The following is a 14,978-nucleotide window of genomic DNA, read 5'->3' as shown; positions in this document are numbered from 1 at the left end:
GCTTTTTTATTTCTCTTTCGCTTTTGCCAGCATCGCCCGGATATTCGCCACATTAGCCTGGCCTTTGTGCATGCGCTCCTCCGGGCTGACAACTTTGCGCTCCTGCTCCCAGATCAGATCATCTTGCGGTAACTCCAGCAGAAAACGGCTTGGCTCCGGGCGCACCAGTTCACCATACTGGCGGCGCTCTTTGCACAACGTAAAAATCAGCTCTTTCTGCGCGCGGGTTATGCCAACGTAAGCCAGACGGCGTTCCTCATCAACGTTGTCTTCATCAATGCTGCTCTGATGCGGCAGTAAGCCTTCTTCCATGCCGACCAGAAAGACATAGGGGAACTCCAGGCCTTTAGAGGCATGCAGCGTCATCAGTTGCACCTGGTCGGACTCATCGTCGCTTTCACCTCGCTCCATCATATCGCGCAGGGTGAAACGCGTGACCACCTGATCCAGCGTCATCGGCTCATCCAGTTCATTACCTTCGAGCATCTCGGTCATCCAGCCAAACAGCGTATTGACGTTTTTCATACGCATTTCCGCCGCTTTCGGGCTGGGCGAGGTTTCGAACAACCAGGATTCATAATCAATGCCGTGAATCAGATCACGCACGGCGGCAATGGGCTCACGCTCCGACAGACGCTGTACATCGCCAAGCCACTGGGTAAAGCGTGTTAATGATTCATAACCGCGCCCGGTGAGCGTCTGGTTTAACCCAACGTCAAAGCTGGCGGCAAACAGGCTCTTATTGCGCACCATGGCCCATTCCCCCAGCTTTTGCAGCGTGGCGGACCCAATTTCACGCTTTGGCGTGTTCACAATGCGCAAAAATGCACTGTCGTCATCCGTATTGGTTAGCACGCGCAGGTAAGCCAACAGATCTTTAATTTCCGGGCGCGAGAAGAAGGAAGTGCCGCCAGAAATCTTGTACGGAATGCGGTTCTGCATGAGGAATTTTTCAAACACCCGCGACTGATGGTTACCGCGATAGAGGATGGCATAGTCCTTATACTGCGTTTTATTCACAAAGTGATGGGCAATCAGCTCACCGGTCACGCGCTCGGCTTCATGTTCCTCGTGGTTGGCGCTCAGGACTTTCAGTTCCGTACCGTAGCCGAGCTCCGAAAACAGGCGTTTTTCAAACACATGCGGGTTATTGGCGATCAGGATGTTGGCCGCTTTCAGAATACGCCCCGAAGAACGGTAGTTCTGCTCCAGCTTAATGACCTGCAACGCCGGGAAATCCTGACTCAGCAACACCAGGTTTTGCGGCCTCGCGCCGCGCCAGGAGTAAATTGACTGGTCATCATCGCCTACCACAGTAAACCGTGCGCGCTGGCCCACCAGCAGTTTTACCAGTTCATACTGACTGGTGTTGGTATCCTGATATTCATCCACCAGCAGGTAGCGGATCTTGTTCTGCCAGCGCTCGCGCACCTCTTCATTCCGTTGCAACAGCAGCGTGGGCAGCAGGATCAAATCGTCAAAATCGAGAACATTGCACGCCTTCATATGGGCGGTATAAAGACCGTAGCAATGGGCGAACATACGATCCCGTTCGCCGATCGCGCGGGCGGCAGCCTGCTGCGGGGTAAGCAGATCGTTTTTCCAGTTTGAGATCGTCGAGATCAGTTGTTGCAGCACCACTTTGTCATCTTCGATCAGCCCCTCAGTCAGATCTTTCAGGAGGGCGACCTGATCGGTATCGTCGAACAACGAAAAGTTAGACTTCATGCCCAGCGCAACATATTCACGCTTGATGATATCCAGACCCAGCGTATGGAACGTGGAGATCATCAGACCCCGCGCCTCTTTCCGACCCAACGTTTGCGCGACACGTTCCTTCATTTCGCGTGCAGCTTTGTTGGTAAAGGTGACCGCTGCAATATGTCGCGCCTGATAACCGCAGCCCCGAATAAGGTGGGCGATTTTATTGGTGATCACGCGTGTTTTACCGGATCCTGCACCCGCCAGCACCAGGCAGGGACCGGTGACGAATTCGACGGCTTGTTGTTGTCCGGGGTTTAAACGCATAGAAAAAATCACTCAATGAAAGTCAGGAAGGAGATAAACAGCGTGGTAGTATAGCCAGCCCAAACTCCTCCACTCAAGGCACGATCATGGCAAAAACAGCAGCAGCACTGCACATCCTTGTTAAAGAAGAGAAACTGGCGCTGGATCTTCTGGAACAAATCAAAAACGGCGGCGATTTCGAGAAACTGGCGAAAAAACACTCTATTTGCCCGTCAGGCAAAAAAGGTGGCCATTTAGGGGAATTCCGTCAGGGTCAGATGGTACCGGCCTTCGATAAAGTGGTATTTTCCTGCCCGGTGCTGGAGCCGACCGGCCCGCTGCACACCCAGTTCGGTTATCACATCATCAAAGTGCTGTATCGCAACTAATAAAAAGCCCGGTGGCGCTCACGCCTACCGGGCTTACATTACTGCAGGTCGGGCAGGCGAAACGCTACCCGACCTCTTTTTTTAGCCTGCGACAGCAATACGTTTCATATCGGTCATGTAGCCACGCAGCTTCTGACCCACTTTTTCGATTGCATGGCTGCGAACCGCTTCGTTCACATCGCGCAGTTGCGCGTTATCAACAGCGCCTTCGGCAATCGCCTGGCCCAGGTCACCCGTCTGCAGCATGGTCATAAACTCTTTCAGCAGCGGAACACAGGCATAAGAGAACAGGTAGTTACCATACTCAGCGGTATCAGAGATAACCACGTTCATTTCATACAGGCGTTTACGCGCGATGGTGTTGGCGATCAGCGGCAGCTCGTGCAGTGATTCATAGTAAGCAGACTCTTCGATGATGCCGGAAGCAACCATGGTTTCAAACGCCAGCTCAACGCCCGCTTTCACCATCGCGATCATCAGCACGCCTTTATCGAAGTACTCTTGTTCGCTAATTTTACCTTCAAACTGCGGTGCGGTTTCAAATGCGGTTTTACCGGTCTCTTCACGCCAGGTCAGCAGTTTTTTATCGTCGTTCGCCCAGTCAGCCATCATGCCGGAGGAGAATTCGCCGGAGATGATGTCATCCATATGTTTCTGGAACAGCGGCGCCATAATGCCTTTCAGTTGTTCAGACAGCGCATAAGCGCGCAGTTTCGCCGGATTAGAAAGACGGTCCATCATCAGGGTGATGCCGCCCTGTTTCAGCGCTTCGGTGATGGTTTCCCAACCGAACTGAATCAGTTTTTCTGCGTAAGCCGCGTCAGTCCCTTCCGCCACCAGCTTATCGAAGCACAGCAGAGAACCGGCCTGCAACATACCGCAGAGGATGGTCTGTTCGCCCATCAGGTCAGATTTCACTTCCGCAACGAAAGAGGACTCCAGAACACCCGCGCGATGACCGCCCGTTGCCGCAGCCCAGGCTTTAGCAATCGCCATACCTTCACCTTTCGGATCGTTCTCCGGGTGCACGGCAATCAGGGTCGGTACGCCAAAACCGCGTTTGTACTCTTCACGCACTTCGGTGCCCGGGCATTTCGGCGCAACCATCACCACGGTGATGTCTTTACGGATCTGCTCGCCCACTTCGACGATGTTGAAACCGTGGGAGTAACCCAGCGCTGCGCCATCTTTCATCAGCGGCTGTACGGAACGCACCACGTCAGAGTGTTGCTTGTCCGGCGTCAGGTTAACCACCAGATCCGCCTGCGGGATCAGCTCTTCATAAGTGCCAACGTTAAAACCGTTTTCGGTCGCCTTGCGCCAGGATGCGCGTTTTTCAGCGATCGCTTCCTTACGCAGCGCGTAGGAGATATCCAGGCCGGAGTCGCGCATATTCAGACCCTGGTTCAGGCCCTGGGCGCCGCAGCCGACGATGACCACTTTTTTACCCTGAAGGTAGCTTGCGCCATCGGCAAATTCTTCACGCGCCATAAAGCGACATTTGCCCAGCTGCGCCAGCTGCTGGCGCAGGTTCAGTGTATTAAAGTAGTTAGCCATGGTGAGACCTCATGATGTTGTGTTGTGGTGCTTATTGTTCGGTTCGCTGTTTCGCGAGATTGAACCCACTATATGACAGGAAATGCGTTGCTTAAATTGATATATTAACAATGTGACATTGCAATTTTTGCAATACAAATTTGTGGAGCCTGTCTCATGGATTTACGCGACCTGAAAACTTTTCTGCATTTGGCGGAAAGCCGCCATTTTGGCCGCAGTGCGCGGGCCATGCACGTCAGCCCTTCCACGCTCTCGCGCCAGATTCAGCGACTGGAAGAGGATCTCGGCCAGCCGCTTTTTGTGCGGGATAACCGCACCGTCACACTGACCGAAGCGGGAGAAGAACTGCGCGTTTTCGCTCAACAAACTTTATTGCAGTATCAGCAACTCCGCCACACGATAGACCAGCAAGGCCCCTCCCTTTCCGGCGAGTTGCATCTGTTTTGTTCCGTTACTGCGGCGTACAGCCATTTGCCGCCGATTCTCGATCGCTTCCGCGCTGAACATCCGTCAGTAGAAATTAAACTCACCACCGGCGATGCCGCCGACGCGATGGAAAAAGTGGTCACCGGCGAAGCAGATCTGGCGATAGCCGGGAAACCGGAAACCCTGCCCGGCGCGGTGGCTTTTTCCATGCTGGAAAATCTTGCCGTTGTGCTGATAGCGCCGGCCTTACCCTGCCCGGTACGCAACCAGGTTTCGCAGCCAGATCCCGACTGGTCGACGGTGCCGTTTATTATGGCGGATCAGGGGCCAGTGCGCCGCCGCATTGAGCTGTGGTTTCGTCGTCATAAAATCAGTAACCCGTCGATTTACGCCACCGTTGGCGGCCACGAAGCAATGGTGTCGATGGTGGCATTAGGCTGCGGCGTAGCGCTGATCCCGGAAGTGGTGCTGGAAAACAGCCCGGAGCCGGTGCGCAACCGGGTGATGATCCTTGAGCGCAGCGACGAGAAAACACCGTTCGAGCTGGGCGTATGCGCACAAAAAAAGCGGCTGCATGAGCCGCTTGTCAGTGCTTTCTGGCAAATCCTGCCCAACCATTAACCAGCTAACCGGCGAGGAAAAACCGGAACGCCGGGTTATGTGTCTCATCGTGGCAATCATAACCGAGTTCATTGAGCCGGGTTTCGAAGTCCGGCTCATGATCCGCCAGTTCAAACGCCGCCAGCACGCGACCATAGTCGGTACCATGGCTGCGATAATGGAACAGCGAGATATTCCAGTGAGTGCCGAGCGTGTGCAAAAACTTCAGCAGCGCGCCGGGAGATTCCGGGAATTCAAAACTGTATAAGCGCTCTTGCAACGGCTTCGATGGCCGACCGCCGACCATGTAACGCACGTGCAGTTTCGCCATCTCATCATCGGAGAGATCCACCACGTCATAACCGCCGTTATGCAGCAGTTCGAGGATCTCTTTACGTTCTTCTAACCCGCGGCTTAAGCGCACGCCCACAAAAATGCAGGCATCTTTCGCATCCGCAAAACGATAGTTAAACTCGGTAACAGAGCGCCCGCCGAGCAACTGGCAGAACTTCAGAAAGCTGCCTTTCTCTTCCGGGATAGTGACCGCCAACAGCGCTTCACGCTGTTCACCCAGTTCGCAACGCTCGGAAACATAGCGCAGGCCGTGGAAATTGACGTTCGCACCGGAAAGGACATGCGCCAGTCGTTCGCCGTGAATATTATGTTTGGCGATGTACTTTTTCATGCCCGCCAGCGCCAGCGCACCGGAAGGCTCCGCCACAGCGCGTACGTCTTCGAACAGATCTTTCATCGCCGCGCAAATCGCGTCGCTATCCACGGTGACAATATCGTCGAGATAGGCCTGACACAGCCGGAACGTTTCGTTACCGATACGTTTTACCGCCACCCCTTCCGCAAACAGCCCGACGCGGGGTAAATCAATCGGATGACCCGCATCCAACGCGGCTTTCAGACAAGCCGAATCTTCCGCTTCAACGGCAATGACTTTGATTTGCGGCATCAGTTGCTTAATCAGCACCGCCACACCCGCCGCCAGACCGCCGCCGCCTACCGGCACAAAAACGCGATCGATATGCGCATCCTGCTGCAAAAGCTCCAGCGCCAGCGTACCCTGCCCGGCAATCACCATCGGATGATCGAACGGCGGCACAAAGGTGAAACCTTGCTGTTGCGACAGCTCAATGGCTTTAGCTTTGGCTTCGTCGAAGTTCGCGCCGTGCAGCAGTACCTCGCCGCCAAAGCCACGCACCGCATCAACTTTGATATCCGCAGTCGCAACCGGCATAACGATCAGCGATTTAATGCCAAGCCGCGTGGAAGACATTGCCACACCTTGCGCATGGTTGCCTGCCGAAGCCGTAATCACGCCGTTAGCTTTCTGCTCTTCCGTCAGCCCGGCGATCATCGCGTACGCCCCACGCAGCTTAAAGCTGTGCACGGGCTGCCTGTCTTCGCGTTTCACCAGAATGACGTTATCCAGACGCGAAGAGAGCTTTTCCATTTTTTGCAGCGGCGTTACTTGCGCCGCTTCGTAAACCGGTGCGCGAAGCACCGCCCTCAGATATTCCGCCCCTTCGGGGGCGGCGGAGAGGGGTTGGGATTCGGCCATCATTAACCCCCGAGTTTAGATTTATCGCGTACTGCGCCTTTATCCGCACTGGTCGCGAGGCTGGCATAGGCACGCAGCGCGAAGGAAACCTGACGTTCGCGATCGACAGGTGTCCAGGCTTTATCGCCGCGGGCTTCCTGAGCTTCACGACGCGCCGCCAGTTCCTGATCGCTCAGTTGCAGCTGAATGCCACGGCTCGGAATGTCGATAGCGATGATGTCGCCATCTTCAATCAGGCCGATGTTGCCGCCGCTGGCCGCTTCGGGTGAAACGTGACCGATAGAAAGACCGGAGGTACCACCGGAGAAACGCCCGTCGGTGATCAGTGCGCAGGCCTTACCTAACCCCATGGATTTCAGGAAGCTGGTTGGATAAAGCATCTCTTGCATACCCGGGCCACCTTTCGGGCCTTCGTAGCGAATCACCACGACATCACCAGCGACCACTTTGCCACCGAGGATGGCCTCAACCGCCGCATCCTGGCTTTCGTACACTTTCGCCGGGCCGGTAAATTTCAGGTTGCTGTCATCAACGCCCGCCGTTTTCACGATACAACCGTTCTCCGCAAAGTTGCCGTACAGCACCGCCAGACCGCCATCTTTACTGTAAGCGTGTTCCAGCGAACGGATACAGCCTTCGGCGCGATCGTCATCCAGCGTGTCCCAGCGGCAATCCTGCGAAAATGCCTGCGTGGTTCGGATGCCTGCCGGACCTGCGCGGAACATGGTTTTCACCGCTTCGTCTTTGGTCAGCATCACATCGTATTGTTCAAGGGTTTGCGGCAGCGTCAGACCCAGCACGTTTTTCACGTCGCGGTTCAGCAGACCAGCACGATCCAGTTCTCCGAGGATGCCCAACACACCACCAGCGCGATGCACATCTTCCATATGGTATTTCTGCGTACTTGGCGCAACCTTACACAACTGCGGCACCTTGCGGGAAAGCTTGTCAATGTCGCTCATGGTGAAGTCAATTTCGGCTTCCTGCGCAGCAGCCAGCAGGTGCAGAACGGTATTGGTCGAACCGCCCATGGCAATATCCAGCGTCATGGCATTTTCAAACGCCGCTTTGCTGGCGATCTGACGCGGCAACGCACTGGCATCGTCCTGCTCGTAATACCGTTTAGTCAGTTCAACAATGCGTTTGCCGGCATTGATAAACAGGTCCTTGCGATCGGCATGGGTGGCCAGCAGCGAGCCGTTACCCGGCTGAGAAAGGCCCAGCGCTTCAGTCAGGCAGTTCATTGAGTTGGCGGTAAACATACCGGAACAGGAACCGCAGGTAGGGCAAGCAGAACGCTCAACCTGTTCACTCTGATCGTCAGAGACTTTCGGGTCAGCGCCCTGGATCATTGCATCCACCAGATCGAGTTTGATGATCTGGTTAGAGAGTTTGGTTTTCCCGGCTTCCATCGGGCCGCCGGAAACAAAAATGACCGGAATGTTCAGGCGCAGGGAGGCCATCAGCATCCCCGGGGTGATTTTGTCGCAGTTGGAAATACACACCATGGCATCCGCGCAGTGGGCATTCACCATATATTCGACGGAATCGGCAATCAGCTCGCGGGATGGCAGGGAGTAAAGCATACCGCCGTGCCCCATCGCGATGCCATCATCGACAGCGATAGTATTGAACTCTTTCGCGACGCCGCCTGCGGCCTCAATTTGCTCCGCAACCAGTTTACCAAGATCGCGCAGATGGACGTGGCCCGGCACGAACTGGGTAAACGAGTTCACGACAGCAATAATCGGTTTGCCGAAATCGGCATCGGTCATCCCGGTTGCGCGCCACAGCGCGCGGGCACCCGCCATATTGCGCCCGTGGGTGGTGGTGGCGGAACGGTACTTAGGCATGCTTAAACTCCCAGTCTATCCTGTAGATGGGATGGTGCGTGCCACCCCATATTTCTCTGTATACCCTAAATAATTCTGGTTGTAGGAACGCGTGCAGCCAACGCACCGACAACCTTAAGTATGACGGGTATTTATTGGTTAACTTGATCCAACCAGCCCCATTTATCCTCGGTTTCACCGGTGAAGAGGCCAAAGAATGCTTGCTGAATGCGTTTGGTGACCGGGCCGCAACGGCCTTCGCCCACCTGAATACCATCGACGCTGCGTACCGGGGTGATTTCTGCGGCGGTACCGGACATGAACACCTCATCCGCCAGATACAGAGATTCGCGGGACAGTACCTGCTCACGCACTTCGATATTCAGCTCTTTCGCCAGCTTAATGATGGCATCACGCGTGATACCCGGCAGTGCGGAAGAAGTAAACGGCGGGGTGAACAGAATACCGTCTTTCACTTCAAACAGGTTTTCGCCTGCGCCTTCAGAGATATAGCCGTTCACATCCAGCGCGATACCTTCCTGATAGCCATGACGGCGCGCTTCGCTACCCACCAGCAGGGAAGAAAGATAGTTACCACCGGCTTTGGCGGCTGTCGGGATGGTGTTTGGCGCCACGCGGTTCCAGGAAGAAACCATGGCATCGATCCCCTGATCCAGCGCTTCAGCGCCGAGATAAGCTCCCCACGGGAACGCGGCGATGATCACGTCAGTGGAGTAGCCTGCAGGCGGGTTCACGCCCATACCCACGTCACCCACAAACACCAACGGGCGAATATAAGCGCTGGTCAGGTTATTTTTGCGGATCACGGCACGGCATGCTTCCATCAGCTCATCGGTGCTCTGAGAAACCGGGAAACGGTAAATTTTTGCAGAGTCTTGCAGGCGCTGCATATGTTCACGATGGCGGAAGACCACTGGACCTTTGTGAGAGTCGTAGCAACGGATGCCTTCAAATACAGACGTACCGTAATGCAGCGCGTGGGACATCACGTGGACTTTTGCATCTTCCCAACGAACCATCTCGCCATTGAACCAAATGTAGTCTGCTTTTTTCGTCGTCATTATTCTTCCTATTGCGCTTACGCGCGGATTTGTTGTGATTGTGATGATGTGGCGCGCTGTCGGATATCAACCCGGGCAACGTCGATAAGTTTGCTCAACTGGCTAAACAGTAATTCGACAGGCCGCGGACTGGCAACGGTCAATTCGATATTTATATTCCGCGCATCGCTGGCGGTTTCCATGTTCATCGCGCACACCTGAAAGCCACGGTGGCGCACCACACGCAATACGCGTTCTAACGTTTCCGGGTTGAAACGAGCCTCAACGGCGACCTGATGTTGCATCATGATAATTTCTCCAGCATTTGTGCGTTACTGGCGCCGGGCGGCACCAACGGCCAGACATTCTCAAGTTCATCGATTGAGACATGAAGCAAGTATGGCCCCTGGCACGAAAGCAGGGTGTCGAGTGCCGCTTCAACCTGGTCTTTACGGGTGATGTGCTGGCCGGGGATGCCGAAGGCGCTGGCCAGCGTAAGGAAATCGGGGTTATCGGTCAGAGTGGTTTCGCTATAACGTTCGTTGAAGAATAACTGCTGCCATTGACGAACCATCCCTAAGCGCTGGTTATCCAATAAAACGATCTTCAGCGGTAATTGTTTGCGTTTTACGGTGCCGAGCTCCTGAACATTCATCATGAAAGAGCCGTCACCGGAGATACAGATGACCGTATCGTCCGGGCGGGCAACCTGAGCCCCCACCGCGGCAGGCAAACCAAATCCCATGGTGCCTAATCCGCTGGAAGTAATGAAGTTTTCCGGACGATTGAAACTCAGATGCTGGGCTGCCCACATTTGGTGCTGTCCCACATCGGTGGTCACTACGCTATTTTCCGGTTTACGCTCAGAGAGCTGCTTTAGCAGCAGGGGTGCATAGATAGCCTCACCGGGATGGTCATAACGCCAGGCATGCTCGCGGCGCAGATCGGCGTTGAACTGACGCCATTCGTCAATTATCAGCGGTTGCTGCAACGCAGGCAGCAAGGCATTTAAATCCCCCTGCAGCGCAACGTGCGCCTGGCGCAGTTTGCTCATTTCCGCCGGATCGATATCCATATGGATGACTTTGGCGTGCGGCGCGAAAGTGTTCAGCTTGCCGGTGACGCGATCGTCAAAACGCGCGCCAACGGCAACCAACAAATCACACTCTTGTACCGCAAAGTTAGCCGCTTTCGTCCCGTGCATACCCAGCATGCCAAGATAGTAAGCGTACTCCGCCTCAACGGTGCCCAACCCCTTCAGCGTGCAGGTAACCGGCATTTTCGTTACCGCCAGGAAGTCGCGCAATGCCGGAACAGCCTGAGCCATCCCCACGCCACCACCGACATACAGCATCGGTTTTTTCGCCTGAGAAAGCATCTGATACGCTTGTGCAACCTGCTCTTGCGGAAAAGAAATATCATCTTCGACGGTGGAGAAGTACGGCTCCAGATTACCGACCGCCAGTTGGATATCTTTTGGGATATCAACCAGTACCGGACCAGGACGACCAGAATTGGCAACGTGAAATGCTTCGGCCATCACGCGGGGTAAATCTTCCAGCGACTCAACCAAAAAGCTGTGTTTCGTGCAGGCCAGGGATAAACCCAGCACGTCCACTTCCTGAAATGCATCGGTACCGATAAACGGCGCAGCAACTTGTCCTGTGATAGCGACGACCGGAACGGAATCTAACAGTGCATCGGCAAGACCCGTGATCAGGTTGGTGGCGCCAGGGCCGGAGGTGGCAATACAAACACCGGTCTTACCCGTAGAACGGGCGTAACCGATGGCGGCCATCGCAGCACCCTGCTCATGCCGACACAGTAGGTGTTCCACGCCGCCGTCATACAATGCATCGTAAACCGGCATAATTGCGCCACCCGGATACCCGAATACGATATCGACTTTCTGTGCCCGCAACGCATGTACTACCCACTGTGCCCCATTCATAGTTAGTTCCCCGCCGGATATCGGGAGAAACAGAATTTTGTGCTACAACTCATTCTCTGCTCCTCGTTAATGTTTTTAGGTCATAAAAAAACCCCCGGACCTTTCGGTGCGGGGGTCTTAGTTCGTTAAGGCTTGTTTTTTAAGCCTTTCCTCGTCCAAGTGCAGCCCCGCACGGTGGGATAATAATCACCACCACGCTAATCACGACCAGGCTAATCACTCGTAGAAGGGCTGTCATTTGTGTTCGTTCTTGCTTCATGTTCGAAGGAATGCCTAAAGAGTTATCACAGATTTGAGACAAGACACAAGAAATATTTATGGATTATTTTGCGAGCAAGTCGACAAGTCGCCAAAAAACCTTTGTTTTATATAACAAAAAAGAAGGGTGAAAATATTTCACTTTTCCGGGCCGCTGTTCAGAGATTGAACGTCCCTATGACTGGTCGCGCGAGCGCGCTTCCAACATGATGAAAAGCGCTCAGGCTTGCGATGAAATAACAGGGAACATCACGCAAATTCAGCAAAACAGCAGGGAAATGACAAAACTGAGAGCCAATAATGCCACGAAAAGGAGGTGTTATGACGTTGTCAGTAATTTACACACGGGCGGCTTTGGGGGTCGCCGCACCGCTAGTGACGGTGGAAGTGCATATCAGCAATGGGCTACCCGGTCTGACCATCGTTGGGCTGCCAGAAACGACCGTCAGAGAAGCGCGAGACAGGGTACGTAGCGCGATTATCAACAGCGGCTATGAGTTTCCTGCGAAACGGATCACCATCAATCTGGCACCGGCCGATTTGCCTAAAGAAGGTGGCAGATACGATTTACCCATTGCCATCGCGCTTCTCGCGGCCTCTGAGCAGCTTTCAACTGGAAAGTTAAGTCATTACGAGTTTGTTGGCGAACTCGCGCTTACAGGGGCATTACGTGGAGTTCCTGGTGCTATCTCCTGCGTAATGGAAGCCATAAAAGCCCACAGAAACATCATCCTTGCTCAGGAGAATGAAGCGGAAGCCAGCCTGGCGCAAACGCAGGCATGTCTTGTTGCAGGACATTTACAAGAGGTCTGCGCCTTCCTGGAAGACAAACATGAATTGTTACCGCCGAAACCTTTTCACCTCCCTCAGGAAACGCACGGTGAAGATTTAAGTGATGTTATAGGGCAGGAGCAGGGCAAGCGGGCACTGGAAATCACAGCCGCCGGCGGACACAATCTCTTGCTCATTGGTCCTCCAGGCACCGGAAAAACAATGCTGGCCAGTCGGTTAGGTGGATTACTTCCACCACTGAGCAATCAGGAAGCGCTGGAAAGTGCTGCGGTGATGAGCGTGTTGAACGCCGCCAATCTCACCCGTCATTGGCGACGGCGGCCGTTCCGATCGCCTCACCACAGCGCGTCACTCACAGCAATGGTTGGGGGTGGCTCAATGCCCGGGCCGGGTGAAATTTCGCTGGCGCATAACGGCGTATTATTTCTCGACGAGTTGCCAGAATTTGAGAGGCGGGTACTGGATGCATTGCGCGAACCAATTGAGTCCGGAAAAATTGATATTTCCAGAACACGAGCGAAAGTCACCTACCCGGCACGGTTCCAATTGATCGCCGCCATGAACCCCAGCCCGACAGGACACTATCAGGGGAATCATAACCGTTGCACGCCGGAACAAACGTTACGCTATTTGGGTCGATTATCAGGCCCGTTTCTCGATCGTTTTGATCTCTCACTGGAGATACCGCTTCCGGTCTCCGGGCTAATGAGTCAGACGCAAATCAAAGGTGAATGCAGTGAGACGGTCCGTGCCCGCGTGGTGAGCGCACAAGCACGCCAGTTGGCTCGTCAGAATAAACTCAACGCGCGACTTGAGAGTAGCGAAACCAGGCTGTTCTGCTCACTCTCCAGGGAGGATGGGGAGTGGCTGGAGGAGACATTAATACGTCTGGGTCTGTCTGTGCGGGCCTGGCAGCGTTTGTTGAAGGTAGCAAGGACCATTGCCGACCTTGAACAGCAAGAACAAATCCAGCGTTGCCATCTGCAGGAAGCGCTAAGTTATCGTGCTATCGACAGGTTATTTGTTCATCTGCAAAAAATGCTGAGGTAAAAAAAGGGGCCGTAGCCCCTTTTTCTTAATCGTCGGAATCCGTGTAGTCTTCCGTGCCCTCAGCCTGCGGCTTACCGCCGGACAGAGTATGAAAACGCTTCGGACGCTTAATGCGCGCCATATACTTAATCCAGACACGTTCTGCTTCAGTGCTGGGTTCACGCTCTCCACGGCAAACGGCAATAAACTGCGTCTCTTCTTCGGTCGTCGGTTCGCGCTTACCGAGCTCCAGCTCGTTAAAGGCATAACCATGACGCTCAAGCAGTTGAGCCTCTTTGATGGTGAAATCACCGTGGCGAGAGAACCCGCGTGGATAATTTTTATTGTCGAAAAAACGATTCGTCGTCGTAAAGCTTTCCGCCATCCTGCACGCTCCTAATTCTTTGGCCGAGCTATTTATGGCGCGGAGTATTAGTTACGCTTGACAGAGTGTAAAACAAAACATTTAAATCATTACGACAAATATTTTTGTGGAGAAAGCTGTGGATACGGAATTATTAAAAACTTTCCTGGAAGTGAGCAGGACTCGTCACTTTGGCCGGGCGGCTGAAGCACTCTATTTGACGCAGTCTGCGGTGAGTTTTCGTATTCGCCAACTGGAGAACCAGCTTGGGGTCAATCTTTTCACTCGCCACCGCAATAACATCCGCCTGACTGCTGCGGGAGAAAAGCTTCTGCCTTACGCAGAAACGCTAATGAGCACATGGCAGGCAGCAAGAAAGGAAGTCGCGCACACTTCACGGCATCACCAGTTTTCTATCGGTGCCAGCGCTTCACTGTGGGAATGCATGCTCAGCGATTGGCTAACCGGGCTTTACGATCTTGGCGGTAATCTGCAGTTTGAAGCACGTATAGCACAACGGCAATCGCTGGTTAAGCAGTTGCACGAGCGTCAGTTAGATCTGTTGATCACCACCGAGACGCCAAAAATGGATGAGTTCAGCAGCCAGTTGCTGGGACATTTCACGCTTGCGCTGTATTGCTCAGCACCTGAAAAAACAAAATCAGAGCTTAATTACCTTCGTCTGGAATGGGGGCCGGATTTCCAGCAGCATGAGGTGGAATTGATTGCCAGCGATGATGTGCCCACATTAACGACCAGCTCGGCAGAAGTTGCGCATCGCCAATTACCTCAATTGAATGGCTGTACATGGTTACCTGTCTTATGGGCAGATCAAAAAGAAGGCTTACACCAGGTGACAGATACTGTGATGCTTTCCCGTCCACTTTATGCAATCTGGTTACAGAACAGCGACAAACAAAACCAGATTAAAGATCTCTTAAAGATCAAAGTGATTGATTGAACCGTGTGGCAAGGATGCTGAGCAGTGTTCCAGGAAGTGAGATATAGAAAAAATGCAAAAAAAAAAATCCTTAGCAAATAAATGCTAAGGATTGTTTCTGGCAGGGGCGGAGAGACTCGAACTCCCAACACCCGGTTTTGGAGACCGGTGCTCTACCAATTGAACTACGCCCCTAAATAGG

At 53.8% G+C, this 14,978-nt stretch carries 14 protein-coding genes and 1 tRNA gene; 4 read left to right on the top strand and 11 right to left on the bottom strand.

The features are described from left to right. Positions 1–6 precede the first annotated feature (6 nt). Positions 7–2,028: a DNA helicase Rep gene (rep, locus tag ACQ3G7_RS23180; RefSeq protein WP_263098558.1), complete on the bottom strand. Its 2,022-nt coding sequence runs from the start codon at positions 2,026–2,028 to the stop codon at positions 7–9. A gap of 86 nt (positions 2,029–2,114) precedes the next feature. Between rep and ppiC the strand changes: the two genes are divergently transcribed. Continuing rightward, the gene (gene ppiC, locus ACQ3G7_RS23175) at positions 2,115–2,396 is read left to right on the top strand and encodes a peptidylprolyl isomerase PpiC (protein ID WP_001140255.1); all 282 of its coding nucleotides are present in this window, start codon (positions 2,115–2,117) and stop codon (positions 2,394–2,396) included. Between the two features lie 81 nt (positions 2,397–2,477). On the opposite strand, the gene ilvC is transcribed toward ppiC, so the two are convergent. Next, entirely contained in the window at positions 2,478–3,953 is a 1,476-nt protein-coding gene (gene ilvC, locus ACQ3G7_RS23170) for a ketol-acid reductoisomerase (RefSeq protein WP_430892503.1), read from the bottom strand. A gap of 156 nt (positions 3,954–4,109) precedes the next feature. Here ilvC and ilvY point away from each other — a divergent pair, with 156 nt between their 5' ends. Next, a complete protein-coding gene (ilvY, locus tag ACQ3G7_RS23165; protein WP_061499226.1) occupies positions 4,110–5,000 on the top strand; it encodes an HTH-type transcriptional activator IlvY in 891 nt (296 codons plus the stop codon). Positions 5,001–5,004: 4 nt separating this feature from the next. Here ilvY and ilvA read toward each other — a convergent pair whose 3' ends face one another. From ilvA to ilvL, 7 genes are all read right to left on the bottom strand, one after another. Beyond that, complete coding sequence (gene ilvA, locus ACQ3G7_RS23160) at positions 5,005–6,549, bottom strand: threonine ammonia-lyase, biosynthetic (protein WP_430892578.1); 1,545 nt, start codon at positions 6,547–6,549, stop codon at positions 5,005–5,007. Between the two features lie 2 nt (positions 6,550–6,551). Further along, a complete protein-coding gene (ilvD, locus tag ACQ3G7_RS23155; RefSeq protein ID WP_430892501.1) occupies positions 6,552–8,402 on the bottom strand; it encodes a dihydroxy-acid dehydratase in 1,851 nt (616 codons plus the stop codon). Between the two features lie 131 nt (positions 8,403–8,533). After that, entirely contained in the window at positions 8,534–9,463 is a 930-nt protein-coding gene (gene ilvE / locus ACQ3G7_RS23150) for a branched-chain-amino-acid transaminase (RefSeq protein WP_061499237.1), read from the bottom strand. Between the two features lie 17 nt (positions 9,464–9,480). Next, the gene (gene ilvM, locus ACQ3G7_RS23145; protein WP_263098562.1) at positions 9,481–9,750 is read right to left on the bottom strand and encodes an acetolactate synthase 2 small subunit; all 270 of its coding nucleotides are present in this window, start codon (positions 9,748–9,750) and stop codon (positions 9,481–9,483) included. Continuing rightward, positions 9,747–11,393, bottom strand: coding sequence for an acetolactate synthase 2 catalytic subunit (ilvG, locus tag ACQ3G7_RS23140; protein WP_430892498.1), 1,647 nt, complete (start codon positions 11,391–11,393; stop codon positions 9,747–9,749). The genes ilvM and ilvG overlap by 4 nt, the downstream gene beginning before the upstream one ends. A 2-nt stretch (positions 11,394–11,395) precedes the next feature. Beyond that, positions 11,396–11,446 carry a peptide IlvX gene (gene ilvX / locus ACQ3G7_RS23135; protein ID WP_209446748.1) on the bottom strand — a complete coding sequence of 17 codons (51 nt, stop codon included), beginning with the start codon at positions 11,444–11,446 and terminating at the stop codon, positions 11,396–11,398. 86 nt (positions 11,447–11,532) lie between these two features. Then, a complete protein-coding gene (ilvL, locus tag ACQ3G7_RS23130) occupies positions 11,533–11,631 on the bottom strand; it encodes an ilv operon leader peptide (protein ID WP_001311244.1) in 99 nt (32 codons plus the stop codon). A gap of 341 nt (positions 11,632–11,972) precedes the next feature. Here ilvL and ACQ3G7_RS23125 point away from each other — a divergent pair, with 341 nt between their 5' ends. Further along, a complete protein-coding gene (locus tag ACQ3G7_RS23125; RefSeq protein ID WP_430892483.1) occupies positions 11,973–13,493 on the top strand; it encodes a YifB family Mg chelatase-like AAA ATPase in 1,521 nt (506 codons plus the stop codon). 25 nt (positions 13,494–13,518) lie between these two features. On the opposite strand, the gene ACQ3G7_RS23120 is transcribed toward ACQ3G7_RS23125, so the two are convergent. Continuing rightward, positions 13,519–13,857 carry a MaoP family protein gene (locus tag ACQ3G7_RS23120; RefSeq protein ID WP_430892481.1) on the bottom strand — a complete coding sequence of 113 codons (339 nt, stop codon included), beginning with the start codon at positions 13,855–13,857 and terminating at the stop codon, positions 13,519–13,521. A 106-nt stretch (positions 13,858–13,963) separates the two neighbouring features. Between ACQ3G7_RS23120 and hdfR the strand changes: the two genes are divergently transcribed. Then, positions 13,964–14,797 (top strand): HTH-type transcriptional regulator HdfR, encoded by an 834-nt coding sequence (hdfR, locus tag ACQ3G7_RS23115; protein WP_430892479.1) that lies wholly within the window; start codon positions 13,964–13,966, stop codon positions 14,795–14,797. A 98-nt stretch (positions 14,798–14,895) separates the two neighbouring features. Here the strand turns inward: hdfR and ACQ3G7_RS23110 are convergent. Then, positions 14,896–14,971 (bottom strand) — tRNA-Trp (locus tag ACQ3G7_RS23110). Between the last annotated feature and the right edge of the window lie 7 nt (positions 14,972–14,978).

Source organism: Kosakonia sp. N21 (genome assembly GCF_050587465.1).
GTDB lineage: Bacteria > Pseudomonadota > Gammaproteobacteria > Enterobacterales > Enterobacteriaceae.
This window is presented reverse-complemented; position numbering and strand designations above follow the sequence as displayed.

Excerpts from the sequence above, each read along its gene's own strand:
- rep (WP_263098558.1), bottom strand. The coding sequence starts at position 2,028 with ATGCGTTTAAACCCCGGACAACAACAAGCCGTCGAATTCGTCACCGGT.
- ppiC (WP_001140255.1), top strand. The coding sequence starts at position 2,115 with ATGGCAAAAACAGCAGCAGCACTGCACATCCTTGTTAAAGAAGAGAAA.
- ilvC (WP_430892503.1), bottom strand. The coding sequence starts at position 3,953 with ATGGCTAACTACTTTAATACACTGAACCTGCGCCAGCAGCTGGCGCAG.
- ilvY (WP_061499226.1), top strand. The coding sequence starts at position 4,110 with ATGGATTTACGCGACCTGAAAACTTTTCTGCATTTGGCGGAAAGCCGC.
- ilvA (WP_430892578.1), bottom strand. The coding sequence starts at position 6,549 with ATGGCCGAATCCCAACCCCTCTCCGCCGCCCCCGAAGGGGCGGAATAT.
- ilvD (WP_430892501.1), bottom strand. The coding sequence starts at position 8,402 with ATGCCTAAGTACCGTTCCGCCACCACCACCCACGGGCGCAATATGGCG.
- ilvE (WP_061499237.1), bottom strand. The coding sequence starts at position 9,463 with ATGACGACGAAAAAAGCAGACTACATTTGGTTCAATGGCGAGATGGTT.
- ilvM (WP_263098562.1), bottom strand. The coding sequence starts at position 9,750 with ATGATGCAACATCAGGTCGCCGTTGAGGCTCGTTTCAACCCGGAAACG.
- ilvG (WP_430892498.1), bottom strand. The coding sequence starts at position 11,393 with ATGAATGGGGCACAGTGGGTAGTACATGCGTTGCGGGCACAGAAAGTC.
- ilvL (WP_001311244.1), bottom strand. The coding sequence starts at position 11,631 with ATGACAGCCCTTCTACGAGTGATTAGCCTGGTCGTGATTAGCGTGGTG.
- ACQ3G7_RS23125 (WP_430892483.1), top strand. The coding sequence starts at position 11,973 with ATGACGTTGTCAGTAATTTACACACGGGCGGCTTTGGGGGTCGCCGCA.
- ACQ3G7_RS23120 (WP_430892481.1), bottom strand. The coding sequence starts at position 13,857 with ATGGCGGAAAGCTTTACGACGACGAATCGTTTTTTCGACAATAAAAAT.